At 43.4% G+C, this 24131-nt stretch carries 21 protein-coding genes; 7 read left to right on the forward strand and 14 right to left on the reverse strand.

Translation table 11 applies throughout. From position 1 onward, the window contains the following. The first annotated feature begins 329 nt into the window (after window positions 1-329). The 4 genes from BUQ98_RS15880 to BUQ98_RS15895 all read left to right on the forward strand — a co-directional run bounded on the left by BUQ98_RS15880 (window position 330) and on the right by BUQ98_RS15895 (window position 11996). Window positions 330-3638 carry an STY4851/ECs_5259 family protein gene (locus BUQ98_RS15880; RefSeq protein ID WP_139294786.1) on the forward strand — a complete coding sequence of 1103 codons (3309 nt, stop codon included), beginning with the start codon at window positions 330-332 and terminating at the stop codon, window positions 3636-3638. Further along, the gene (locus tag BUQ98_RS15885; protein WP_074214741.1) at window positions 3639-9989 is read left to right on the forward strand and encodes a DEAD/DEAH box helicase; all 6351 of its coding nucleotides are present in this window, start codon (window positions 3639-3641) and stop codon (window positions 9987-9989) included. A gap of 286 nt (window positions 9990-10275) precedes the next feature. Continuing rightward, on the forward strand, window positions 10276-11367 hold the full coding sequence (locus tag BUQ98_RS15890; protein WP_074214742.1) for a ComEC/Rec2 family competence protein: 1092 nt from the start codon (window positions 10276-10278) through the stop codon (window positions 11365-11367). Next, window positions 11367-11996, forward strand: coding sequence for a hypothetical protein (locus BUQ98_RS15895; RefSeq protein WP_074214743.1), 630 nt, complete (start codon window positions 11367-11369; stop codon window positions 11994-11996). The genes BUQ98_RS15890 and BUQ98_RS15895 overlap by 1 nt, the downstream gene beginning before the upstream one ends. Before the next feature lie 281 nt (window positions 11997-12277). On the opposite strand, the gene BUQ98_RS15900 is transcribed toward BUQ98_RS15895, so the two are convergent. From BUQ98_RS15900 to BUQ98_RS15915, 4 genes are all read right to left on the reverse strand, one after another. Beyond that, the gene (locus BUQ98_RS15900; RefSeq protein ID WP_074214237.1) at window positions 12278-12517 is read right to left on the reverse strand and encodes a hypothetical protein; all 240 of its coding nucleotides are present in this window, start codon (window positions 12515-12517) and stop codon (window positions 12278-12280) included. Window positions 12518-12690: 173 nt separating this feature from the next. Next, complete coding sequence (locus tag BUQ98_RS15905; RefSeq protein WP_074214238.1) at window positions 12691-13347, reverse strand: helix-turn-helix domain-containing protein; 657 nt, start codon at window positions 13345-13347, stop codon at window positions 12691-12693. A 69-nt stretch (window positions 13348-13416) separates the two neighbouring features. After that, window positions 13417-13692 carry a single-stranded DNA-binding protein gene (locus tag BUQ98_RS15910; protein ID WP_074214235.1) on the reverse strand — a complete coding sequence of 92 codons (276 nt, stop codon included), beginning with the start codon at window positions 13690-13692 and terminating at the stop codon, window positions 13417-13419. An 8-nt stretch (window positions 13693-13700) separates the two neighbouring features. After that, entirely contained in the window at window positions 13701-14822 is a 1122-nt protein-coding gene (locus BUQ98_RS15915) for a phage/plasmid replication protein, II/X family (RefSeq protein ID WP_074214745.1), read from the reverse strand. Window positions 14823-14940: 118 nt separating this feature from the next. On the opposite strand from BUQ98_RS15915, the gene BUQ98_RS15920 reads away from it, so the two are divergent. Continuing rightward, the gene (locus BUQ98_RS15920) at window positions 14941-15372 is read left to right on the forward strand and encodes a helix-turn-helix transcriptional regulator (RefSeq protein WP_077641507.1); all 432 of its coding nucleotides are present in this window, start codon (window positions 14941-14943) and stop codon (window positions 15370-15372) included. Between the two features lie 554 nt (window positions 15373-15926). Here BUQ98_RS15920 and BUQ98_RS15925 read toward each other — a convergent pair. From BUQ98_RS15925 to BUQ98_RS15940, 4 genes are all read right to left on the reverse strand, one after another. Further along, window positions 15927-16166 carry a hypothetical protein gene (locus BUQ98_RS15925; RefSeq protein ID WP_074214237.1) on the reverse strand — a complete coding sequence of 80 codons (240 nt, stop codon included), beginning with the start codon at window positions 16164-16166 and terminating at the stop codon, window positions 15927-15929. 173 nt (window positions 16167-16339) lie between these two features. Further along, entirely contained in the window at window positions 16340-16996 is a 657-nt protein-coding gene (locus BUQ98_RS15930; RefSeq protein WP_074214238.1) for a helix-turn-helix domain-containing protein, read from the reverse strand. Between the two features lie 69 nt (window positions 16997-17065). Then, window positions 17066-17341 (reverse strand): single-stranded DNA-binding protein, encoded by a 276-nt coding sequence (locus BUQ98_RS15935; protein WP_074214235.1) that lies wholly within the window; start codon window positions 17339-17341, stop codon window positions 17066-17068. An 8-nt stretch (window positions 17342-17349) separates the two neighbouring features. Then, window positions 17350-18471 (reverse strand): phage/plasmid replication protein, II/X family, encoded by a 1122-nt coding sequence (locus BUQ98_RS15940; protein WP_074214745.1) that lies wholly within the window; start codon window positions 18469-18471, stop codon window positions 17350-17352. Between the two features lie 118 nt (window positions 18472-18589). Between BUQ98_RS15940 and BUQ98_RS15945 the strand changes: the two genes are divergently transcribed. After that, on the forward strand, window positions 18590-19021 hold the full coding sequence (locus tag BUQ98_RS15945) for a helix-turn-helix transcriptional regulator (protein ID WP_077641507.1): 432 nt from the start codon (window positions 18590-18592) through the stop codon (window positions 19019-19021). Between the two features lie 554 nt (window positions 19022-19575). On the opposite strand, the gene BUQ98_RS15950 is transcribed toward BUQ98_RS15945, so the two are convergent. The 4 genes from BUQ98_RS15950 to BUQ98_RS15965 all read right to left on the reverse strand — a co-directional run bounded on the left by BUQ98_RS15950 (window position 19576) and on the right by BUQ98_RS15965 (window position 22120). Next, entirely contained in the window at window positions 19576-19815 is a 240-nt protein-coding gene (locus BUQ98_RS15950; RefSeq protein WP_074214237.1) for a hypothetical protein, read from the reverse strand. A 173-nt stretch (window positions 19816-19988) separates the two neighbouring features. Next, entirely contained in the window at window positions 19989-20645 is a 657-nt protein-coding gene (locus tag BUQ98_RS15955; protein WP_074214238.1) for a helix-turn-helix domain-containing protein, read from the reverse strand. 69 nt (window positions 20646-20714) lie between these two features. After that, window positions 20715-20990, reverse strand: a complete 276-nt coding sequence (locus BUQ98_RS15960; RefSeq protein WP_074214235.1) for a single-stranded DNA-binding protein — start codon at window positions 20988-20990, stop codon at window positions 20715-20717. A gap of 8 nt (window positions 20991-20998) precedes the next feature. Further along, window positions 20999-22120, reverse strand: a complete 1122-nt coding sequence (locus tag BUQ98_RS15965) for a phage/plasmid replication protein, II/X family (RefSeq protein ID WP_074214745.1) — start codon at window positions 22118-22120, stop codon at window positions 20999-21001. Window positions 22121-22238: 118 nt separating this feature from the next. Between BUQ98_RS15965 and BUQ98_RS15970 the strand changes: the two genes are divergently transcribed. After that, the gene (locus tag BUQ98_RS15970) at window positions 22239-22670 is read left to right on the forward strand and encodes a helix-turn-helix transcriptional regulator (protein ID WP_077641507.1); all 432 of its coding nucleotides are present in this window, start codon (window positions 22239-22241) and stop codon (window positions 22668-22670) included. A 554-nt stretch (window positions 22671-23224) separates the two neighbouring features. On the opposite strand, the gene BUQ98_RS15975 is transcribed toward BUQ98_RS15970, so the two are convergent. Continuing rightward, entirely contained in the window at window positions 23225-23464 is a 240-nt protein-coding gene (locus BUQ98_RS15975; RefSeq protein WP_074214237.1) for a hypothetical protein, read from the reverse strand. 286 nt (window positions 23465-23750) lie between these two features. Continuing rightward, the gene (locus BUQ98_RS15980; protein WP_074214744.1) at window positions 23751-24038 is read right to left on the reverse strand and encodes a hypothetical protein; all 288 of its coding nucleotides are present in this window, start codon (window positions 24036-24038) and stop codon (window positions 23751-23753) included. Between the last annotated feature and the right edge of the window lie 93 nt (window positions 24039-24131).

Below are 24131 nucleotides of genomic sequence, written 5' to 3' on the forward strand. Positions count from 1 at the left end.
GCAAATGACACCCGAGTGGCATGCCAATTGCTGATTGAGGTCAGGAGTACAATAAGAGTGAAAACGTCAGTGAACTTTGAACATCTCAGAAAAGACTGGCCCGAGTTGGCTGAATTAGGCGCATTTTCTGAAAACTATGCGGTAACTGATCCTCAAAGTGCTTTTGTAATCTTGATTACTATTTTTAAAGTGTGATTACCAACTTGTTCCTTGATAAACCGGCTTGTTACAGGTTGGAATGTTTGTTGCAGTTCATTGGCTCATAGAAAGATGGATAAGAGCGAAGTATTTAGCAAGCTTACAGTGAAGTAAATAAGGTTAGGTTATAAATGGATACAACTTCCCGCAGCATGCTTGAATCGACAGGCACAATACTAAGCTCTACTTCGGTTAATGGTTGCCTACGAACGATTTTGACGAAACGAGAATTATCTCAACCCACAGGTCAACCGCTATTTACCTATCAATTATCCGAATCAGAATATCATCATTTACAGTGCTGTTTAAAAAACCAAAGTCTATCAACCAGGCTGCACCATGATAGCAGGTGGTGCGCAGCTTTTTGCCTATTCAGTGCTGAATGGTATCGACGACAGTACCAAGGCGGATGGAGCTGGAGGGGTATATCAGGTAGTTTAGGGTTTGAGTTAGATGCTAACCTGCGTAGTAAGGTAGTAAAAGCTGGTTTTAAATACTGGCAGCGTACCGTTAGCCAATATAACGATGATAGACATAGCTTTCTTGGGTCAGTGTTTAGAGAGGGAGGGCTACCTTATGGCTTATTAGCGAGCGAAGGTGGCCGATTCCAAGCAATCTTTAAGCGTATTCTTAGGGTTTTTGATGACGCACAGGCATACGGTCAGTCGCCCTTTCAGTTGGTGTCGGAGGGTCTTGAACATTTACCTGAAGCATTTAGACAAGAAACGACGGTTGATCTTATCACTAATATGGCGGAGCTATTGCTGCGTTTAACTGATGAATACAATCTGCAGCAACAAGAGCAACCTGCCAACCATTTAGATAACCAATTGCCCAATTGGAGAGATCTATTTCCAATTCCACTTGATACAGATACTGGCAGCGAATTTCTCACAGGCTTGCTTACTTCTGCGTCCGTTCAGCGACAAAGCAAATCACAACAAACAAAACGAATTATTTGCTGGCAAAGGCTTTCAAACAATGAAGACTTGGGTTTTGTTACTCAAATTAAATTGATGAAGACGGTACCTATGCCTTTTAAACGCGAAACATTGATTAACAGTCGAGTTGAGTTATTTATACAAGAAGGCAATCGAGTCATTGCTGAGTTGGGTGTTGGGCATGCAACCTTTGAAGGAGAGGCAACCAAGGTTATTTTACGAACTCCTGCTTGTGAGTTTCGTCGCCAAGCCATAGAGCAGGATCTGTATTTGGTGGTATTACAAGCCGGTGTTGAGCTTCATCGAGAAGAAATTCCTAACTCTGACCTCGCTATTAATGAGATGCCGATTGTACTTAGGTCAGACGGTGAGCATGATTGGGTCGTAGGGCAAGGAAGCGTGAGTACCAAAGCTGACCAACTCAAAGCCATCTTACTAAAAGATGCGACTTACACCGCCGAGTTTCCAGAATTGTGCTCGACGGTAACAACTGATCACCATCAGCTTGTTGAGTTTAGTGGAGAAATTAAGGTTGATTATAGTACTGAAGAAGATGAACACGATACCTATGTAATATCGACGCGTCAGTCGGCAGTATTAGCCGATCAAGTCAGTGTTCGAGGGACTAAATTACAGTATTACTCTAGCACTGGACAACCTATCTATTTGGGCTTACCGACTATTACTAGTCAAGAACCAAATACAGAATTGTGGTTAGGTAATAAACGGCTAGGAGACGCCCATCAAGCGGGCTTGTTTGGTATTCAATCGGTACGTTTAAAGGCGAGTGGTAATCGCACAATGCTTCGTAAACGACTCGCTATTCTTCCGCAGTCATTCCACCTTGAGCTAAAGCCGTCTAAGCAGGCTAATAGTGGTTTTGTCGATCTTCATTGTGAAAGGAACTTATTTGTATCCATAGAAGGCGAACAGGTCTCCTATAAACAAACCAATATAGACGGTGGCAAAAGAATCACCGTGACAGCCGAAGGGGCACCGCCAGCGGATATTATTCTCTCTATTAGCGCTAACTTGATGGCTGACCCGATAAAAGTACGGGTACCTTTTCCTGCCTCAGGAGCGTTAACCTTTGACAAACATGGTAACGGTTTAGCTAAGAGAATCACTATCGATGATTTACTAGGTGCGCGTATTCAGTTTTTCCCGCGTGTAGATGTAGCGGCGAGTTATTATATTGAATTGAAAGGGCCGATGAGGTCTCGTGATGCGTCTTATTATTGGGAGTACAAGGTTACAGATAAGGTCCTAGAGGTCAGTCTATATGAGTTTCGTCATCGAATTCGAGAACTACTGGCGGCATCTGGTGAGCTGGATGATGAAGTTCGAATGGTCATTGGAGGAGCGGGTTGTAAAGAGCAGCAAACGATCATTGGACGATATGCCACAGAAGCTCAACAGTTCAATGAGACAGTAAGTTTTAATATAAAACTGGAAAATGACCTAGTTATTAAGCCAGAATTAATTAATTTGGCTGACCCTGAAGAAAAACCGCATGCCCTTCAACAAAGATATTCAAATGGCGTTGCGACAGGTGTATTCGAGCTAAATACAAAGTTATCTCAGCCAGCGTTAATCGTTCCGTCAAACAATACTCAGCTTGCTTTTCGTGCGAAGTTTATTCCGAGTAGTGAACCTATTGAACGCTCTAATGATGTAAAAACCTTAAATAAGGCTGTGGCGCTATTTCATCCAGTAACTAACCCAAACGCGATAGCCGATGTTCTTCCAATGTTAACTAATGATTTTAACCACAGTAGTTGGCGATTTATTAACGACTTGTTTGCTAATTACTCACACTTGCCAATGGCGACCTTTGAAGTGTGGAAAGCATTAGTGAAACATACTGCTTGCTTATCTGCACTCGCGTTTAAAGCAGATAACCCCATTCAATTAATGGAGCGCTTGAAAGTTGAATTCAATGTTATTTGGGAGCTTATACCGCTGAGTATTTGGCGGTCACATATTGTTAAGTTTCGCCAGATGTTACTAGATATAGGGCTACCTGAAAAAGTGGTAGATAACAAAGTTAAGAGCAAGCTAGAAACTCTTTCTGAGTTTTCGCCACTGTTTGAAAAGCAGTGCTGTTCACTAATTGACGATCAATTTATACAACAAGAAGCGAGTTTGTCAGCTGTCTTTCAATATTGTCTGCCTGAATGGAGCCAAGATTTGGTGAGAGTTCATTTGTCTGACCGTGAGTGGCCGACAGCATTTAGTTTTGAGTTAGAAACATGGTGCAAAAAACACTGTGAATCGCTGATTCATTTCGAAGTCATTCGTGGGTTCCACAAGAGCGTCCTTTATTTTCCTATCTTTGCAGCGGCAGTGGCGTGTGGGAAAGTTCAATTGGAAGAACTGTCATCGTCGCTTTACTCCATAGATTATTTCCATTTACGACAGATTGTTGAGTTTGACCGCCATTGGTTTAACCCGGTATTTCAAAGTGCATTATGCGTATTTGCTCAAGAGGAAGCTTAAATGAAGCAATATTTTGCCACCCTAAAACAACAAGCTAATAGCCGAGCAAAAGAGTCGACTTTAAGTATTTTGGGTATTAAGAATCCGGCTCTTAGAAACCATTTAAGTGAGCGAATGGAAACGGATGAAAAGTTTGTTCACGGTCCTGTGTTTGAGCAAATGTTCGCTTGGGAAGCAGACGAAATAACGATAGAAGACCTCTCTACCTCCGCTCATAACAACTTACTCAGCCCTGAGCTACTAAATGCACTAGATGTTTCACCACATAAAGAGGGGTGTAAAAAAGACAGTAGCTGCAAGTGTAAATATGTATTGAATAGAGAAATAAAACCCTACAAACATCAATTGGAAGCATGGAGAGGGTTACTTGATCCTCGCCCTCAATCTCAAATTATCACCAGTGGTACTGGCTCAGGCAAAACTGAATGTTTCATGGTACCTATACTCGAAGATTTGTACCGAGAGACACAGCAGACAAGCAGTTCGTTAACAGGGGTGAGAGCGTTATTTCTATATCCTTTGAATGCGTTAATAAACTCGCAGAAAGAACGATTGAATGCTTGGACGATGCACTTTAATGGTGATATTCGATTTTGTCTATATAACGGAAATACTCCTAATGACCTTAAAGCCCAAGATAGGCAAAGGCAAAGAAAGCAGCCTCAGGAAGTACTTTCTAGAAAGTTGATGCGAGAAAACCCAGCTCCTATTTTGGTAACCAATGGAACCATGTTGGAGTATATGTTGGTGAGGCAAGCCGACGCACCCATCATCCAAAAGTCACAGGGGAAGTTGCGTTGGATCGTACTAGATGAAGCACATACGTATATTGGTTCGCAAGCCGCTGAACTTGCTTTGCAGCTAAGACGTGTTATGCAAGCTTTTGATGTTAAGCCTGAGGATATTCGATTTATTGCGACATCGGCAACAATTGCGGGTGCTGAAGCTGAAACACAACTTAAAGAATACCTCGCTAGGCTAGCTAATGTAGGCGTAGAGCAGGTAGCTGTCATTGGGGGAAGACGTGTAGTTCCTGGCTTACCCCAAGTTACACCAGCAGATTTAACTATCAGTGAAATAGAAGCGATAGAGCCAGAGGGTGAACAACCCAAAGATAAGAAGCGGAGTCAAAATTCGGAAGTATCAGAGCGTCGCTACTCTGCTTTAGCGAGTTCTGCACTAGCCGTTAAAATACGAGAGTTGTTAGCTGGCGACAATAGCGGCCCGGTACATTACGCTGAATTACTCGATAAATTAAAACCTTATGATTTAAATGAAGCAGAGTTATTCCGATGGCTGGATATCTGTACCGGAACCAAACATTCTCATAGCAGTGAGGCGTTTTTAAAACTCAGAGCCCATTATTTTCAGCGAACATTGCATGGTTTGTGGTGCTGTATTGCCCCAAACTGCCCGAATAAACAGCAGTCTAAATTGAATGGCGCGTGGCCATTTGGGTTTGTTTATAGTGAGCATCGTCAGAAATGTCATTGTGGGGCAGTAGTACTTGAATTAGCGTTTTGCAATGATTGTAACGAACCACATTTATTGGCAACTGATCACAATGGTCACTTGCAGCAATGGACCGGAAAAATTAATGATGAGTTTTCATTGCTTGATGAAGAAGAAAAAGAGGTAGACGAGGAGCGCTTAGATCAGTTTTCTAAAAACAGAACCGCAAGTGATACTCAAGTTGTTATTGGAGCAAAACAGAGCGATGAATATAAATACCAATTAAAAGGATTTGATACTGCTGGGCGCGAAGAATCTTTGGAAAACAGTTCAATTCACTTAGCTGAGTTGATGAGTGAATCGCAACAGTGCTGCGAATGTGGTTACTCAGGTAGAGGTCAGTACAGTAAAGCGTTACGAAGAGGGTTACTGGGGGCGCCATTCTATACAGCGATTGCTGTACCAACAGTATCGGAATACTGCCCAGATATTGAGGTGGATAAAGAATCCAAGATAGGCCCTAACTCTGTTCCTGGTCGAGGACGTCGGTTAATTACCTTTACTGATAGTCGACAAGGAACGGCAAAAATGTCAATTCGTATGCAGCAAGAAGCCGAACGGTCGCGATTGCGAGGTTTGGTATTTAAGGAGCTTCGTAGGCATGTGGAAGAGAAAGTCGTTATAGATGAGGCATTACTCGACAGCGTAAAAGACTACTTGAGTATGCCTATCGAAAAATTACGAGTTATGCTGCCATCCATCGAAAAATCCATGCCTGAAGATGCTAAGGCACTAAAAGAATATATTGATATTGCCAGTAGTTCGGTTGCTATACCTTTGCCTCAAACAATCACTTGGCCTGATCTTGCAGCTGTTATTAAACAAGATAATGATTTAAAAGAGTCGATGTTAAAAGAGAACAAGCGTTTATCGCCAGAAATTTTCGATGATTCGACAGGACCTCTACGACTGACTCAAATGCTACTGACGAGAGAGTTTGCAAGACGACCAAAAAATAGAAACAATCTAGAGACTCAGGGGTTAGTTAAAATAGTCTACCCGGCATTGGACAAAATCGAGGCTGTCCCGGAGCTTTGGGGGAATTATGGTCTAACGGTAAAAGATTGGCGTGATTACCTTAAAGTTTGTTTGGATTTTTTTGTGCGTGAAAACTCTTATATAACCATTGATCGTGAATGGATTCGTTGGATCGGCATGCACTTTTCACCTAAAACTTTGTTAGGGCCTGACGCGAGTGATGTCGATGAAAACAGAGCTAAGAGTTGGCCGTTAGTACGAAAAGGCAGTAAACGTCAACAACGTATAATTACTTTGCTCACTGTCGCCACTGGCATTGATATTACGAGTAAGGCAGGGGAGGACACGGTTAATGGCTGGTTGGTTTCTGCTTGGAATGCGTTAACCGGTTCGAAAATCTTGCAAGATTCAACAGCAGATAAACAATATAGTTTGAACCTGACTAATGTCAGTTTTTCATTGATGAATTCGGCTTATATATGTCCGATTACGAACAAACTGCTAGACACTACGTTTAAAGGAATTACTCCTTATATTCCGTTTAAAGGCCAGTTAGATGGCAACCTATGTGAAAAAGTGAAACTTCCCGCCGTATGGGCTTTCGAAGGAAGTGATGACTTCTTACTTTCACTTATCTTAACGCGCAAAGATATTGCGAATTCACCGGAAGTAAGATCACTTAGAGAGCAGAATTTGTGGACGGATATTAATGATCGAACGGTAGAGGGTGGTTTTTACTATGCTTCAGCAGAACACTCTGCACAACAATCCGCTGAGCGACTTAAAATCTATGAGGATGAGTTTAAAGTTGGTAGGAAAAATGTCCTCAACTGCTCTACAACAATGGAAATGGGCGTTGATATTGGTGGTATTACTGCGGTAGTGATGAATAATGTACCACCACACCCAGCGAACTATCTTCAGCGAGCAGGCCGAGCTGGTCGATCTAAAGAATCTAGAGCGATAAGTTACACACTATGTAAAAGTAATCCCCATGATATGTTGGTTTTTAATAACCCGAAATGGCCATTTACTACTGTTATATCAGCCCCTCATGTTGAATTTTCGTCTGAGAAATTGGTGCAAAGACATGTAAATTCATTTTTGATGGGACGCTTTTTAATCGAAGAAGTTGGTTTAACAAGTAAAGAGAAATTTAACTTAGATCTCGAGTGGTTTAACTCAAAGGTTATTGACGAAAAATCTATCGCGGAACGTTATATCAATTGGGTAAAAACGTGTGATAAGAGGTTTCAATCAGCCTTAGCTACTTTAGTTAAAGGAACAGCGTTGAGACATGTCCCTTTAACACAAATCTGTAAGCACTCGGCAAAGAAAATCGAGGAAATCACCACTCGGTGGGTAAATGAATATCAATACATAGAAAATGAATTGGTTGGCGTTGATCCTGATGGCCCTTATGCTTATAAGCTTAATTGTGAGAAGTCTCGTTTATGTCGAGAGTACTTACTACGGGATTTAGCAACAAGAGCGTTCCTTCCAGGATATGGATTCCCTACTGATGTCGTAAACTTGGATACCGATAATATCGTTGATTTTAGAAGGCGGCTTCAATTTAGGAACGTTAGCAAACTCGATCGAGAGGATAATGTTTCTATCAATCGAGGATTGCCAAGTCGAAACCTAGCTGTAGCAATTCGAGAGTATGCTCCCGGTTCAGAAATAGTACTCGATGGCAGAGTACATAGAGCGGCAGGTATCTCGCTGAATTGGCAGAAAATTCACGTTGATGGTGCGAAAGATTCTCAGAAATTTGACTTAGCTTGGCGTTGCCCAAGTTGTGGTCAGACAGGATATAAAACAGATCTGGCAACACAATCTGATTCGAGTAACTTGATGTGCACTAATATAGCTTGTGGCCAAGCTATTCCAAAAAATGATGAAAAAGATCCAAGCAAAAAAGATTATCGAAAAAAGGTGATTCAACCTACAGGCTTTGTTACCGATTATTATCGAGAACCAACCAATAATATTTCTAATAATAATTATGTTCCCGTTCAACCTTCTTGGGTTATTGCATCAGGTACAGCAACGCCATTACCAATACCTGCACTTGGTTATATGGTGTCGGATGCCAATGGCAAGGTCTTCCATCATAGTTCTGGATTGTCGGGTAAAGGGTATGCGTTATGCATGGCTTGTGGCCGCGCAGAGTCAATGACAGCGAAAGGTGAGTTGCCAAAAGCACTTAACTTGGAAAAAGCGCATAAACCACCGCGTCCTAGTAAATTCGATAAAGATGAAGTAGGTCGACACGCTGATTGTGACGGGTCTGCCAAGATAATATCTTCGATTCATTTAGGTATTAACTCCCGAACCGATGTATTTGAACTGGTGATTAAGAACCCTAAAACAGGTGAATACATACCTGATAATGAGCAGGGTCGAAAAATAGCGACCACATTAGCTGTGGCACTACGAAAGTGCTTAGTAGAGCAGCTCGGTGTCTCTACAAACGAAATCCAATATAGCGTTAGGCCAACAGTTATTGGTGATAATCAACACGCATTAGTGCTTCAGTTGTTCGACAGCGTGGGCGGTGGTGCCGGATTTTCGACATCCGCGCCATTTCATATTTCCGAGATATTGAATGGATTAGTTGGAAAACTTGATTGTAGGAAGCAATGTGACGCGTTTTGTCCTGAATGCCTTTTAGAGTCGGATTCGAAACACGATACCGATAAACTCGATCGCATGTTAGCGATAGAATGGTTAGGGGATAATTTTAAACATTACGTATCACTCTCGACTAAGCACCAAAACCTTATCAAGGATGGAAAATACTGCCCTCAAACTATCGAGGCGCAGTTGACCGATTTACTCAATGAAAAGGTATCGGAATGTTTATTTGTTCTTTCTTCTGAAGTCGAAGGGTGGGATACCTCTCTTGTCTTGATGAAATCGAAATTGCATGAACTATTAGCGAAGAATATCGCTGTTTCAATAGTCGTCCCTAAGGTTGAATTTAATGAAGAAATTCTGACTTTCTTAAGAGAAATACAAAAAATCGGGGTTCAGCTTAGGTATGGAAAAGAGTGTGGGGCGATTGTTTTCCAAGCCTTAACAAGTAGTGGTTGGTCAACGTTAGCCAATCTTGACGTTAAAGCAACTACCCCTGGGGAGCATTGGCTTACAGCAGAAGACATTTCTATTACTTCTTATAGTGAACCAGAAATAGTAACAACGCCTTTTGAATTAGACTCCATAGAGCCAACTCACTTGTTGGGAGCTGTTCATATTGATATCGCAACTGAATTAAACGGACCTCTTTCAAAATTCGGTCGATCTTTTGTAAACTTACTAAAAAGTAAAGATGAGCGGTTAGCAAAGCTGCTTAGAGAAGAAGATCTTAACTTAATTTCGTATTCAGATAGGTATTTACAAAGTCCAGTTTCTTTATTGTTATTAGCGGAAGTGCTCAAGGATCTAGGAGCAAAATCGGATTGCCAAATAAAAGTCAAAAGCTGTTTTGATGAACAAAACCGAAACCCATTTGCCGTTAATCATGATTGGAAAAATCGCGATGATTACGACGCAATACTAAATGCTTGGTTGACTCATATGGCGGGGAAAGATGTAGATACAAACATAATAGAGAACAAACGCGAAGTGCCTCACCGAAGAGCAATAAATCTACAGTTTTCCACTGGCGATATAGTTGAAGTTACTCTAGACCAAGGTTTTGGGTATTGGAGATTAGATCTTACTGGTGGGATGCATCGATTTGATTTCATGAGAGATACTCACGATCAGATAAAAAGACTAATTGAGGTTTATAAATTAGCTAAGGTGGCCAATAGTGCTAATTGGTCTACTTGGATTGCAGTTAATTTATTGTAATAATTTAAATGATTCAAAGAGATAATGACGAAGGCTGTCACTCAGTTGGCAGCTATACTCATTAACTGAAGATGAAGATTTAAGGATCTGGATATTATCATTTGTAGGAGATATCAATAAGCTAGTCATCTTTGGCGAAGTTTTTGGTAATTTTTATTACCACTAGTGAAAATAATTACATATCGCACAGCTTAACATTCACTTAAAAGGCTTAAAAACAACCATTTAATATTTGGCATGCTAGTTGATTAGTAACTCTTAACTTTTATAGAAAGAGGAAAAAGTGATGGGTTACGAAATTGATTTTTTAGGTGTTGGGGAAGAGTCGAAGAGTGGTGACGCGATTGTACTTCGCTACGGGAATCTATACGGGCACCGTGACGAACAAACGGTAGTAGTGATTGACGGTGGCTTTCAAAGCACAGGTTCAAAGATTATTGATCACATCACAACTTGTTTCGGGACGTCCAAAGTGGATTTGGTTATTAATACTCATGCTGACCAAGACCACATCAACGGGTTAGAAGCCGTACTCAATGAACTCGAAGTAAAAGAACTTTGGATTCATCAGCCGTGGCTGCATAACCAAGGGCTTGCTAGCAAATTCATAGACGGGCGCGTAACGGACAAAAGCTTAGGGGAGCGCCTTAAGAAAAATCTCGAAAAAGCTTGGTCATTGGTTGAGCTGGCTGAGTCGAAAGGGATTAGCGTGCGTGAACCTTTTACGGGCGTAACGGATACAGGCGGCGGGATTAAGGTGCTCGGTCCTTCCGTCGAATACTACGAATCTCTCATTCCTAATTTCGATGGTATGCCAGAGAAAGCGAGTGCAACAAGTGCATTAGAAAGTTTTTTTGACAAAGCAGCGGCATCTATTCGTCGTTTCTTCGCTACTTGGGGCGAAGATCAGATTGATGATGAAGGGATCACATCAGCGAAGAACAACTCCAGTGTGATCACCCAATTGATAGTCGAGGGAAGACGCTCGGTTTTTACAGGTGATGCGGGCATCCAGGCGCTGGAACACGCGGCAGATATAATCGAGCAGTGTACCAGTGGAGCAGACCTTCGATTTATGCAGATCCCGCATCATGGGAGTAAACGTAATATCGGAACGACAGTGCTAAATCGTTTGGTTGGTGAGCCGGTTAGCCAAGGCTCTTCTCGAAATATCACGGCAATCGCCTCCACAGCTAAATACAGCGAGCCTAAGCACCCACGAAAAGCCGTGATGAATGCTTTCACACACCGAGGAGTCAAAGCTCTAGCGACGAGAGGTACCGCTATTTGCCACAATTTCAATGCGCCTAGCCGAGATGGGTGGAGTAGTATGGATCCTGAGCCATATCACTTCGACTATGAAGAAGAGGTCGCATAATGGCAGGAATCTCTATAAAAGCTAATAACATTGTCCCGCTTTCAGTACTGATGGTTCTTCAATTCGCCGTAATATCACTGGTTAATCAAAATGTTTTTGATATCAGCTATGTCGATATACTAAGAGACACGAGTGGTTCGATGTTAGCAATAGGTGCGGTTTCGGGGTGGCTTAGCCACCTCATACCTGCTGACCTGAAAAGTGTCTTAGTATTTTGGCGATGGCACGATGTATTACCAGGGCATCGTTTTATACCGTTGGCAGAGAAAGACCAGCGTATTGATACCGAGTCCCTGAAAGCCCACGTGGCCGAGTTTGATTCTTTAAAGCAAAATAGTAGTGAGCAGAACAGTTATTGGTACAAGACATTTTATCGTCCATCCAATAAGCAGGATGAAGTGATTTCAACTCACAGAGCTTATTTGCTGTATCGGGATGCAGCGGCAGTGTCTTTTGTCACTGCTTTTGCCTTGCTCGTCGCGAAGCAATACTTCGGTGAGTTTCTTACAGAAGTAAGCTATCAATCTTTGTGGGTATTTGCTTTGACAATCACAGGTTTTTCTATCGCCGCGAGAAATGCGGGGAATAGGCTGGTCACGACAGCAATTGCCGTGACTTTGACGAGCTGACGCTTCAATGCGGTAAAAGTATAAGATAACGCAGATCTGTTTGGCTTATCACCGCGCGCTTGAAGCAGCTTAGGTCAAGCGGGACACTTGAGCTGAGTTGATTAAAGAAAGTGGTGATTAGCTATTTTATGGTAAATGGATACTTATGTTGAATCGTCGCGTCAGAATACTCAAGAGGGAGAAAAATGGAGGTGAGGAGTCAAGGCGCTTGTCTTATCAATGCCAATATTCACCTGTTAAATACTTTATTTAACATAACATACATAATGCGCACTTGGATGTCAGAGGTTTGATGACAAATCAAATGATGCTACCAAAGACTCCCATTGGCTCTTGGTCAATTCTTCTGATGGCTCCATCATGTCATCCTTGTAGCGCGCATCAACAACAGTGACAAGATATGATTCATTATCCAGTTCTAAACGTTCTTCAACGTACAATGAAATGTCACAATCTTCTTGTTGTGATGTCCACGTGGTGCCAACTACGGGCTCACACGATACCTGATTGGTTTGTCTCATAAATTCTCCCATCACTATAAGTCGTTGGATAGACTTTCAAGCCTAAGCAACTTGGGCATTGTTCTTCGTGCAAATATACACGTCCTCGGTACATGTATTCGCAATAATTTATGCCTACCTTACCGCAAACCGGACATATGTCCGGCCGCGTATATCGATAGGCGCTATGACCATTACACATGATCGTGGCGAAACTTCTTCGCTAGCAGTGTTAATGTGAGCGCTTGTGCATCAACCTTAAAATGGCGTGCAACTTGTTCCAGCAATTCATCTAAATGCATGGCCATCATCGGTGCACTTGGTCCAAGCTTGTCATAAAAAATGATAACGCAATCTTCCACCGCATCTTTGGAAAGCGGCGAGTCTCTATCAAGCAAAGAAACACGCTTGACCATATCGTAACAAGTTAATGCCCTGGGCAGTGGCGGATTATATTTATCGACAGGTTTATATTTAACGCCATTTTCTCTCGCTATGTACTGCACTCGGCGGAAAGGTATGTTTAACTTTTTAGCAAGCGCACTCCCGCCAAAAAGAGGATAATTATCAATGATATAATTAGCTATCTTCTGACATGTACTCCCCATTGAAACCACACCCAGCTTACGCGCCATACTCAAAACTGACTGATGTGTACGCCCTAGCTCTTTAGCAATCTCTTTGCGTGTTTTACCCTGAGCAGCCAAACGGCAAAGCTCAACCTTCTCAGATAAAGACCAATAATGAGGCGGCTTATCTTCTGAATGGTGAACTTTATTGGGCCTTAATAAGTCTGCAAAGGAATGGCTTATTGACTGAGTTGTTGGTTGTGATAACTTCATGTCTTCCATAGTGATGCTCTCAATGTAATCATGATGGTAAGCGCAGTGGGTATCCCACTACCCGCTGCGCACTCTTTGTTAAGCAACAATCGGCTCTATAAGCATGCCAAAACGTTTTAACTCCAAACCACCAAACTTATTAACAATAAAGCTAGAGTTGTGAACGGTATAAAGTCCTGCTGCATAATGTGGCTGCCCTTCTTCAATCTGTAACTTCATCTCTACCGGAAACTTGCCGCCCAAGTGCGCGTAAGCAATCTGCTCTCGTATCTCTCTGACTGGACGATCGTCTTTAGCTGGAATATTGCGCGTTAGAATGCGTTCATCTTCTTCAAAGATCTCAATTTTTAACATGGTGTTCCTCATGATGCGTATGCATGGAATGGTAAAACGTTGGTAGTCGCCACTCTGGGCAGCTGGTACCAACTGGGAATAGAAAGGGGTTTTACTTCAATAACTTCTGAGCGCTTCAATGTTGGGCACATGCGGCTAACATCAAATTGTTGTCCAATGTCGATACCTATGGCTTTCAACCTAGATTTATGCTCATAAAACTGAGAGCGCTTAAGCGTAGAGCGAAGATCTACGCCTTGTTGCCATAAAACTGCATATGACTGCGTAGCGTTAGCTGCTTGGCGGCTCTTAACCACACCCGATGATATGAGTTGGTCAGCAATAGATAAGTGAGTATCGTGCGTGGCATGTAGTGTCTTCATAGCGTTCTCGATATCTTGTAAGTGTTCGTGAAAGTCTGCTTCTGTAACTAACCCGTAGAACTGCAAGTTGTGGCGCTTTAAAAGTTTTTGTCTAAGGCTGTGCTCTTCTCGTACGACGCCCTGCTCTGCACAGTAATCAATTAGCTGGTCTATATAATTCAGTTGAGTCTCTGTAACACCGTATTTTTTACGCTTATCTCGACGCAAATGTTCTTTTAGTTCAAAGCTCTTACAGTAAAGCTTGGTCATCATCCACTCTGACGCCTCTCCCCAATTACACGTCATGCCATTAGGGTAAAGCTTGGGCTCTCGACCTCTACCAATCTGAATAGACGACATGCCCCGAATGAAGGAAGCCTCTTTCCTTGCACCCACCATGTGATTACGTGTCCAATCAATGAGCGTAATCTCAGCGCCATTACCGATAAGGCCTGAACGCTTGCCATCCTGTGACTGACGATGCTTAAGCTTGGTGTTCTTGGTAAATGGTGGTAGCCCATACTGCGCCAATACATGGTTATAAATGGCGACACAATCATCTAGTTGAGTAAGTCCAAATAGATTATCCATGCGTTGCCAACGTGACGGGTTCCCCTCCACACGGACTCGGTTGCCGTTACAACGAATCGTTAGCTTAGTGCTGTAAGAGCCTTCTAAAACCTTCTGATTAACACTGGGAGGTAAATGCTCGCCCGTCTCCATATCAACACGTTCAATCACATGCGTACCGACAAGAGGCAAGCCCCCCTCTGGGTAATCTTGTTGCATGAACAGTTGATCAATAAAAAAACCAAGCAAACCTAAAAACCTGTCAAGTACATTTTTATGTAGGCTAATATAAACTAGTATGTATATCAATGACTGAGTGCATAAAAGTAGGGTTAGAATGAAAGAAATATATACTTATGGAAGATATGACATGCTCAAAGATGTACTTAAGGAGGCCCGTAGCCGTGCAGGGCTAAAACAAAGCGAAATAGCAAAAAAAATGGGGATTACCCCGCAAACCTACCTAAAGTGGGAAAATGGAAAAACCGAGCCCAAAGCAAGCCAAGTGCACGAGTTAGCTAAGATATTGAATATAAGTGAAAGAGAAATCTGTAGCGGAAAGGCCATTAAACGAAGCAAAACGCCTATGGAGTTCTTATACAAAGCAAGTCATGCCATGAATAAAGTAAACGACACAATACTCATGATAACGCTGTGGGACTATATAGATGATGAGGAAGAGTTCATCAATAAACTCTGGGAGGCCGTTGATACTAAGAGACATTATCTCGGGGAAGCAGAGGGTCAGAGTCCGGATGTCCGGACTTAGTTCGGGTGTAACAGGAACCCGAACCTATAGCACAGCTCCCGCGGGCGGCGCTTCGCTTCCTCCGCCCCCGTGATCTGCTTTGCCCATCTCTAATGAAAGGTAGTGGTCAGGTAGGAGTAAAAGCCCTAACGCCGGCACTAGCTGAAAGCTCGCTATGGACTCGCATAGGGTGAGAGCGCACAAAACTCAACGTCAGAGTAAATTGAACGTACGCTATGGCCTCGCAGGATGGTGAGGGCACGTGCGTTTTTTAGTGTATGTGTTGGTCTCGGGCGGTTAGCTGTTGTACCGCTGCTAACCGCCGTTGTGCGCCCTTATATCACTTGCAAGCAAGTGATGGGGGGACGGGGAGATGGGGAGATGGGGAGATAGGAATTATCGGGGTATGTCACCAAATGCGCATTATGAGGTTTATATTACGGGCTAGTCTCTTGTCAGACGATTCTCGTAAACTCGCCCACGTCTTCCGGCGTTCCTAGTCGTCCAGTGCTTCGCAATGGTACTGACCGAAAACCCTCAACATAATCCTAACTTACATAATGCGCACTTGGATGTCAGAGGTTTGATGACAAATCAAATGATGCTACCAAAGACTCCCATTGGCTCTTGGTCAATTCTTCTGATGGCTCCATCATGTCATCCTTGTAGCGCGCATCAACAACAGTGACAAGATATGATTCATTATCCAGTTCTAAACGTTCTTCAACGTACAATGAAATGTCACAATCTTCTTGTTGTGATGTCCACGTGGTGCCAACTACGGGCTCACACGATACCTGATTGGTTTGTCTCATAAATTCTCCCATCACTATAAGTCGTTGGATAGACTTTCAAGCCTAAGCAACTTGGGCATTGTTCTTCGTGCAAATATACACGTCCTCGGTACATGTATTCGCAATAATTTATGCCTACCTTACCGCAAACCGGACATATGTCCGGCCGCGTATATCGATAGGCGCTATGACCATTACACATGATCGTGGCGAAACTTCTTCGCTAGCAGTGTTAATGTGAGCGCTTGTGCATCAACCTTAAAATGGCGTGCAACTTGTTCCAGCAATTCATCTAAATGCATGGCCATCATCGGTGCACTTGGTCCAAGCTTGTCATAAAAAATGATAACGCAATCTTCCACCGCATCTTTGGAAAGCGGCGAGTCTCTATCAAGCAAAGAAACACGCTTGACCATATCGTAACAAGTTAATGCCCTGGGCAGTGGCGGATTATATTTATCGACAGGTTTATATTTAACGCCATTTTCTCTCGCTATGTACTGCACTCGGCGGAAAGGTATGTTTAACTTTTTAGCAAGCGCACTCCCGCCAAAAAGAGGATAATTATCAATGATATAATTAGCTATCTTCTGACATGTACTCCCCATTGAAACCACACCCAGCTTACGCGCCATACTCAAAACTGACTGATGTGTACGCCCTAGCTCTTTAGCAATCTCTTTGCGTGTTTTACCCTGAGCAGCCAAACGGCAAAGCTCAACCTTCTCAGATAAAGACCAATAATGAGGCGGCTTATCTTCTGAATGGTGAACTTTATTGGGCCTTAATAAGTCTGCAAAGGAATGGCTTATTGACTGAGTTGTTGGTTGTGATAACTTCATGTCTTCCATAGTGATGCTCTCAATGTAATCATGATGGTAAGCGCAGTGGGTATCCCACTACCCGCTGCGCACTCTTTGTTAAGCAACAATCGGCTCTATAAGCATGCCAAAACGTTTTAACTCCAAACCACCAAACTTATTAACAATAAAGCTAGAGTTGTGAACGGTATAAAGTCCTGCTGCATAATGTGGCTGCCCTTCTTCAATCTGTAACTTCATCTCTACCGGAAACTTGCCGCCCAAGTGCGCGTAAGCAATCTGCTCTCGTATCTCTCTGACTGGACGATCGTCTTTAGCTGGAATATTGCGCGTTAGAATGCGTTCATCTTCTTCAAAGATCTCAATTTTTAACATGGTGTTCCTCATGATGCGTATGCATGGAATGGTAAAACGTTGGTAGTCGCCACTCTGGGCAGCTGGTACCAACTGGGAATAGAAAGGGGTTTTACTTCAATAACTTCTGAGCGCTTCAATGTTGGGCACATGCGGCTAACATCAAATTGTTGTCCAATGTCGATACCTATGGCTTTCAACCTAGATTTATGCTCATAAAACTGAGAGCGCTTAAGCGTAGAGCGAAGATCTACGCCTTGTTGCCATAAAACTGCATATGACTGCGTAGCGTTAGCTGCTTGGCGGCTCTTAACCACACCCGATGATATGAGTTGGTCAGCAATAGATAAGTGAGTATCGTGCGTGGCATGTAGTGTCTTCATAGCGTTCTCGATATCTTGTAAGTGTTCGTGAAAGTCTGCTTCTGTAACTAACCCGTAGAACTGCAAGTTGTGGCGCTTTAAAAGTTTTTGTCTAAGGCTGTGCTCTTCTCGTACGACGCCCTGCTCTGCACAGTAATCAATTAGCTGGTCTATATAATTCAGTTGAGTCTCTGTAACACCGTATTTTTTACGCTTATCTCGACGCAAATGTTCTTTTAGTTCAAAGCTCTTACAGTAAAGCTTGGTCATCATCCACTCTGACGCCTCTCCCCAATTACACGTCATGCCATTAGGGTAAAGCTTGGGCTCTCGACCTCTACCAATCTGAATAGACGACATGCCCCGAATGAAGGAAGCCTCTTTCCTTGCACCCACCATGTGATTACGTGTCCAATCAATGAGCGTAATCTCAGCGCCATTACCGATAAGGCCTGAACGCTTGCCATCCTGTGACTGACGATGCTTAAGCTTGGTGTTCTTGGTAAATGGTGGTAGCCCATACTGCGCCAATACATGGTTATAAATGGCGACACAATCATCTAGTTGAGTAAGTCCAAATAGATTATCCATGCGTTGCCAACGTGACGGGTTCCCCTCCACACGGACTCGGTTGCCGTTACAACGAATCGTTAGCTTAGTGCTGTAAGAGCCTTCTAAAACCTTCTGATTAACACTGGGAGGTAAATGCTCGCCCGTCTCCATATCAACACGTTCAATCACATGCGTACCGACAAGAGGCAAGCCCCCCTCTGGGTAATCTTGTTGCATGAACAGTTGATCAATAAAAAAACCAAGCAAACCTAAAAACCTGTCAAGTACATTTTTATGTAGGCTAATATAAACTAGTATGTATATCAATGACTGAGTGCATAAAAGTAGGGTTAGAATGAAAGAAATATATACTTATGGAAGATATGACATGCTCAAAGATGTACTTAAGGAGGCCCGTAGCCGTGCAGGGCTAAAACAAAGCGAAATAGCAAAAAAAATGGGGATTACCCCGCAAACCTACCTAAAGTGGGAAAATGGAAAAACCGAGCCCAAAGCAAGCCAAGTGCACGAGTTAGCTAAGATATTGAATATAAGTGAAAGAGAAATCTGTAGCGGAAAGGCCATTAAACGAAGCAAAACGCCTATGGAGTTCTTATACAAAGCAAGTCATGCCATGAATAAAGTAAACGACACAATACTCATGATAACGCTGTGGGACTATATAGATGATGAGGAAGAGTTCATCAATAAACTCTGGGAGGCCGTTGATACTAAGAGACATTATCTCGGGGAAGCAGAGGGTCAGAGTCCGGATGTCCGGACTTAGTTCGGGTGTAACAGGAACCCGAACCTATAGCACAGCTCCCGCGGGCGGCGCTTCGCTTCCTCCGCCCCCGTGATCTGCTTTGCCCATCTCTAATGAAAGGTAGTGGTCAGGTAGGAGTAAAAGCCCTAACGCCGGCACTAGCTGAAAGCTCGCTATGGACTCGCATAGGGTGAGAGCGCACAAAACTCAACGTCAGAGTAAATTGAACGTACGCTATGGCCTCGCAGGATGGTGAGGGCACGTGCGTTTTTTAGTGTATGTGTTGGTCTCGGGCGGTTAGCTGTTGTACCGCTGCTAACCGCCGTTGTGCGCCCTTATATCACTTGCAAGCAAGTGATGGGGGGACGGGGAGATGGGGAGATGGGGAGATAGGAATTATCGGGGTATGTCACCAAATGCGCATTATGAGGTTTATATTACGGGCTAGTCTCTTGTCAGACGATTCTCGTAAACTCGCCCACGTCTTCCGGCGTTCCTAGTCGTCCAGTGCTTCGCAATGGTACTGACCGAAAACCCTCAACATAATCCTAACTTACATAATGCGCACTTGGATGTCAGAGGTTTGATGACAAATCAAATGATGCTACCAAAGACTCCCATTGGCTCTTGGTCAATTCTTCTGATGGCTCCATCATGTCATCCTTGTAGCGCGCATCAACAACAGTGACAAGATATGATTCATTATCCAGTTCTAAACGTTCTTCAACGTACAATGAAATGTCACAATCTTCTTGTTGTGATGTCCACGTGGTGCCAACTACGGGCTCACACGATACCTGATTGGTTTGTCTCATAAATTCTCCCATCACTATAAGTCGTTGGATAGACTTTCAAGCCTAAGCAACTTGGGCATTGTTCTTCGTGCAAATATACACGTCCTCGGTACATGTATTCGCAATAATTTATGCCTACCTTACCGCAAACCGGACATATGTCCGGCCGCGTATATCGATAGGCGCTATGACCATTACACATGATCGTGGCGAAACTTCTTCGCTAGCAGTGTTAATGTGAGCGCTTGTGCATCAACCTTAAAATGGCGTGCAACTTGTTCCAGCAATTCATCTAAATGCATGGCCATCATCGGTGCACTTGGTCCAAGCTTGTCATAAAAAATGATAACGCAATCTTCCACCGCATCTTTGGAAAGCGGCGAGTCTCTATCAAGCAAAGAAACACGCTTGACCATATCGTAACAAGTTAATGCCCTGGGCAGTGGCGGATTATATTTATCGACAGGTTTATATTTAACGCCATTTTCTCTCGCTATGTACTGCACTCGGCGGAAAGGTATGTTTAACTTTTTAGCAAGCGCACTCCCGCCAAAAAGAGGATAATTATCAATGATATAATTAGCTATCTTCTGACATGTACTCCCCATTGAAACCACACCCAGCTTACGCGCCATACTCAAAACTGACTGATGTGTACGCCCTAGCTCTTTAGCAATCTCTTTGCGTGTTTTACCCTGAGCAGCCAAACGGCAAAGCTCAACCTTCTCAGATAAAGACCAATAATGAGGCGGCTTATCTTCTGAATGGTGAACTTTATTGGGCCTTAATAAGTCTGCAAAGGAATGGCTTATTGACTGAGTTGTTGGTTGTGATAACTTCATGTCTTCCATAGTGATGCTCTCAATGTAATCATGATGGTAAGCGCAGTGGGTATCCCACTACCCGCTGCGCACTCTTTGTTAAGCAACAATCGGCTCTATAAGCATGCCAAAACGTTTTAACTCCAAACCACCAAACTTATTAACAATAAAGCTAGAGTTGTGAACGGTATAAAGTCCTGCTGCATAATGTGGCTGCCCTTCTTCAATCTGTAACTTCATCTCTACCGGAAACTTGCCGCCCAAGTGCGCGTAAGCAATCTGCTCTCGTATCTCTCTGACTGGACGATCGTCTTTAGCTGGAATATTGCGCGTTAGAATGCGTTCATCTTCTTCAAAGATCTCAATTTTTAACATGGTGTTCCTCATGATGCGTATGCATGGAATGGTAAAACGTTGGTAGTCGCCACTCTGGGCAGCTGGTACCAACTGGGAATAGAAAGGGGTTTTACTTCAATAACTTCTGAGCGCTTCAATGTTGGGCACATGCGGCTAACATCAAATTGTTGTCCAATGTCGATACCTATGGCTTTCAACCTAGATTTATGCTCATAAAACTGAGAGCGCTTAAGCGTAGAGCGAAGATCTACGCCTTGTTGCCATAAAACTGCATATGACTGCGTAGCGTTAGCTGCTTGGCGGCTCTTAACCACACCCGATGATATGAGTTGGTCAGCAATAGATAAGTGAGTATCGTGCGTGGCATGTAGTGTCTTCATAGCGTTCTCGATATCTTGTAAGTGTTCGTGAAAGTCTGCTTCTGTAACTAACCCGTAGAACTGCAAGTTGTGGCGCTTTAAAAGTTTTTGTCTAAGGCTGTGCTCTTCTCGTACGACGCCCTGCTCTGCACAGTAATCAATTAGCTGGTCTATATAATTCAGTTGAGTCTCTGTAACACCGTATTTTTTACGCTTATCTCGACGCAAATGTTCTTTTAGTTCAAAGCTCTTACAGTAAAGCTTGGTCATCATCCACTCTGACGCCTCTCCCCAATTACACGTCATGCCATTAGGGTAAAGCTTGGGCTCTCGACCTCTACCAATCTGAATAGACGACATGCCCCGAATGAAGGAAGCCTCTTTCCTTGCACCCACCATGTGATTACGTGTCCAATCAATGAGCGTAATCTCAGCGCCATTACCGATAAGGCCTGAACGCTTGCCATCCTGTGACTGACGATGCTTAAGCTTGGTGTTCTTGGTAAATGGTGGTAGCCCATACTGCGCCAATACATGGTTATAAATGGCGACACAATCATCTAGTTGAGTAAGTCCAAATAGATTATCCATGCGTTGCCAACGTGACGGGTTCCCCTCCACACGGACTCGGTTGCCGTTACAACGAATCGTTAGCTTAGTGCTGTAAGAGCCTTCTAAAACCTTCTGATTAACACTGGGAGGTAAATGCTCGCCCGTCTCCATATCAACACGTTCAATCACATGCGTACCGACAAGAGGCAAGCCCCCCTCTGGGTAATCTTGTTGCATGAACAGTTGATCAATAAAAAAACCAAGCAAACCTAAAAACCTGTCAAGTACATTTTTATGTAGGCTAATATAAACTAGTATGTATATCAATGACTGAGTGCATAAAAGTAGGGTTAGAATGAAAGAAATATATACTTATGGAAGATATGACATGCTCAAAGATGTACTTAAGGAGGCCCGTAGCCGTGCAGGGCTAAAACAAAGCGAAATAGCAAAAAAAATGGGGATTACCCCGCAAACCTACCTAAAGTGGGAAAATGGAAAAACCGAGCCCAAAGCAAGCCAAGTGCACGAGTTAGCTAAGATATTGAATATAAGTGAAAGAGAAATCTGTAGCGGAAAGGCCATTAAACGAAGCAAAACGCCTATGGAGTTCTTATACAAAGCAAGTCATGCCATGAATAAAGTAAACGACACAATACTCATGATAACGCTGTGGGACTATATAGATGATGAGGAAGAGTTCATCAATAAACTCTGGGAGGCCGTTGATACTAAGAGACATTATCTCGGGGAAGCAGAGGGTCAGAGTCCGGATGTCCGGACTTAGTTCGGGTGTAACAGGAACCCGAACCTATAGCACAGCTCCCGCGGGCGGCGCTTCGCTTCCTCCGCCCCCGTGATCTGCTTTGCCCATCTCTAATGAAAGGTAGTGGTCAGGTAGGAGTAAAAGCCCTAACGCCGGCACTAGCTGAAAGCTCGCTATGGACTCGCATAGGGTGAGAGCGCACAAAACTCAACGTCAGAGTAAATTGAACGTACGCTATGGCCTCGCAGGATGGTGAGGGCACGTGCGTTTTTTAGTGTATGTGTTGGTCTCGGGCGGTTAGCTGTTGTACCGCTGCTAACCGCCGTTGTGCGCCCTTATATCACTTGCAAGCAAGTGATGGGGGGACGGGGAGATGGGGAGATGGGGAGATAGGAATTATCGGGGTATGTCACCAAATGCGCATTATGAGGTTTATATTACGGGCTAGTCTCTTGTCAGACGATTCTCGTAAACTCGCCCACGTCTTCCGGCGTTCCTAGTCGTCCAGTGCTTCGCAATGGTACTGACCGAAAACCCTCAACATAATCCTAACTTACATAATGCGCACTTGGATGTCAGAGGTTTGATGACAAATCAAATGATGCTACCAAAGACTCCCATTGGCTCTTGGTCAATTCTTCTGATGGCTCCATCATGTCATCCTTGTAGCGCGCATCAACAACAGTGACAAGATATGATTCATTATCCAGTTCTAAACGTTCTTCAACGTACAATGAAATGTCACAATCTTCTTGTTGTGATGTCCACGTGGTGCCAACTACGGGCTCACACGATACCTGATTGGTTTGTCTCATAAATTCTCCCATCACTATAAGTCGTTGGATAGACTTTCAAGCCTAAGCAACTTGGGCATTGTTCTTCGTGCAAATATACACGTCCTCGGTACATGTATTCGCAATAATTTATGCCTACCTTACCGCAAACCGGACATATGTCCGGCCGCGTATATCGATAGGCGCTATGACCATTACACATGATCGTGGCGAAACTTCTTCGCTAGCAGTGTTAATGTGAGCGCTTGTGCATCAACCTTAAAATGGCGTGCAACTTGTTCCAGCAATTCATCTAAATGCATGGCCATCATCGGTGCACTTGGTCCAAGCTGTCATAAAAAATGATAACGCAATCTTCCACCGCATCTTTGGAAAGCGGCGAGTCTCTATCAAGCAAAGAAACACGCTTGACCATATCGTAACAAGTTAATGCCCTGGGCAGTGGCGGATTATATTTATCGACAGGTTTATATTTAACGCCATTTTCTCTCGCTATGTACTGCACTCGGCGGAAAGGTATGTTTAACTTTTTAGCAAGCGCACTCCCGCCAAAAAGAGGATAATTATCAATGATATAATAGCTATCTTCTGACATGTACTCCCCATTGAAACCACACCCAGCTTACGCGCCATACTCAAACTGACTGATGTGTACGCCCTAGCTCTTTAGCAATCTCTTTGCGTGTTT

The organism is Salinivibrio sp. ES.052 (genome assembly GCF_900141775.1).
In the GTDB taxonomy this organism is placed as follows: domain Bacteria; phylum Pseudomonadota; class Gammaproteobacteria; order Enterobacterales; family Vibrionaceae; genus Salinivibrio.

Bases quoted from the DNA above. Each gene is read 5' to 3' on its own strand.
- BUQ98_RS15880 (WP_139294786.1), top strand. From the start codon at position 330: ATGGATACAACTTCCCGCAGCATGCTTGAATCGACAGGCACAATACTA.
- BUQ98_RS15885 (WP_074214741.1), top strand. From the start codon at position 3,639: ATGAAGCAATATTTTGCCACCCTAAAACAACAAGCTAATAGCCGAGCA.
- BUQ98_RS15890 (WP_074214742.1), top strand. From the start codon at position 10,276: ATGGGTTACGAAATTGATTTTTTAGGTGTTGGGGAAGAGTCGAAGAGT.
- BUQ98_RS15895 (WP_074214743.1), top strand. From the start codon at position 11,367: ATGGCAGGAATCTCTATAAAAGCTAATAACATTGTCCCGCTTTCAGTA.
- BUQ98_RS15900 (WP_074214237.1), bottom strand. From the start codon at position 12,517: ATGAGACAAACCAATCAGGTATCGTGTGAGCCCGTAGTTGGCACCACG.
- BUQ98_RS15905 (WP_074214238.1), bottom strand. From the start codon at position 13,347: ATGGAAGACATGAAGTTATCACAACCAACAACTCAGTCAATAAGCCAT.
- BUQ98_RS15910 (WP_074214235.1), bottom strand. From the start codon at position 13,692: ATGTTAAAAATTGAGATCTTTGAAGAAGATGAACGCATTCTAACGCGC.
- BUQ98_RS15915 (WP_074214745.1), bottom strand. From the start codon at position 14,822: ATGCAACAAGATTACCCAGAGGGGGGCTTGCCTCTTGTCGGTACGCAT.
- BUQ98_RS15920 (WP_077641507.1), top strand. From the start codon at position 14,941: ATGAAAGAAATATATACTTATGGAAGATATGACATGCTCAAAGATGTA.
- BUQ98_RS15925 (WP_074214237.1), bottom strand. From the start codon at position 16,166: ATGAGACAAACCAATCAGGTATCGTGTGAGCCCGTAGTTGGCACCACG.
- BUQ98_RS15930 (WP_074214238.1), bottom strand. From the start codon at position 16,996: ATGGAAGACATGAAGTTATCACAACCAACAACTCAGTCAATAAGCCAT.
- BUQ98_RS15935 (WP_074214235.1), bottom strand. From the start codon at position 17,341: ATGTTAAAAATTGAGATCTTTGAAGAAGATGAACGCATTCTAACGCGC.
- BUQ98_RS15940 (WP_074214745.1), bottom strand. From the start codon at position 18,471: ATGCAACAAGATTACCCAGAGGGGGGCTTGCCTCTTGTCGGTACGCAT.
- BUQ98_RS15945 (WP_077641507.1), top strand. From the start codon at position 18,590: ATGAAAGAAATATATACTTATGGAAGATATGACATGCTCAAAGATGTA.
- BUQ98_RS15950 (WP_074214237.1), bottom strand. From the start codon at position 19,815: ATGAGACAAACCAATCAGGTATCGTGTGAGCCCGTAGTTGGCACCACG.
- BUQ98_RS15955 (WP_074214238.1), bottom strand. From the start codon at position 20,645: ATGGAAGACATGAAGTTATCACAACCAACAACTCAGTCAATAAGCCAT.
- BUQ98_RS15960 (WP_074214235.1), bottom strand. From the start codon at position 20,990: ATGTTAAAAATTGAGATCTTTGAAGAAGATGAACGCATTCTAACGCGC.
- BUQ98_RS15965 (WP_074214745.1), bottom strand. From the start codon at position 22,120: ATGCAACAAGATTACCCAGAGGGGGGCTTGCCTCTTGTCGGTACGCAT.
- BUQ98_RS15970 (WP_077641507.1), top strand. From the start codon at position 22,239: ATGAAAGAAATATATACTTATGGAAGATATGACATGCTCAAAGATGTA.
- BUQ98_RS15975 (WP_074214237.1), bottom strand. From the start codon at position 23,464: ATGAGACAAACCAATCAGGTATCGTGTGAGCCCGTAGTTGGCACCACG.
- BUQ98_RS15980 (WP_074214744.1), bottom strand. From the start codon at position 24,038: ATGTCAGAAGATAGCTATTATATCATTGATAATTATCCTCTTTTTGGC.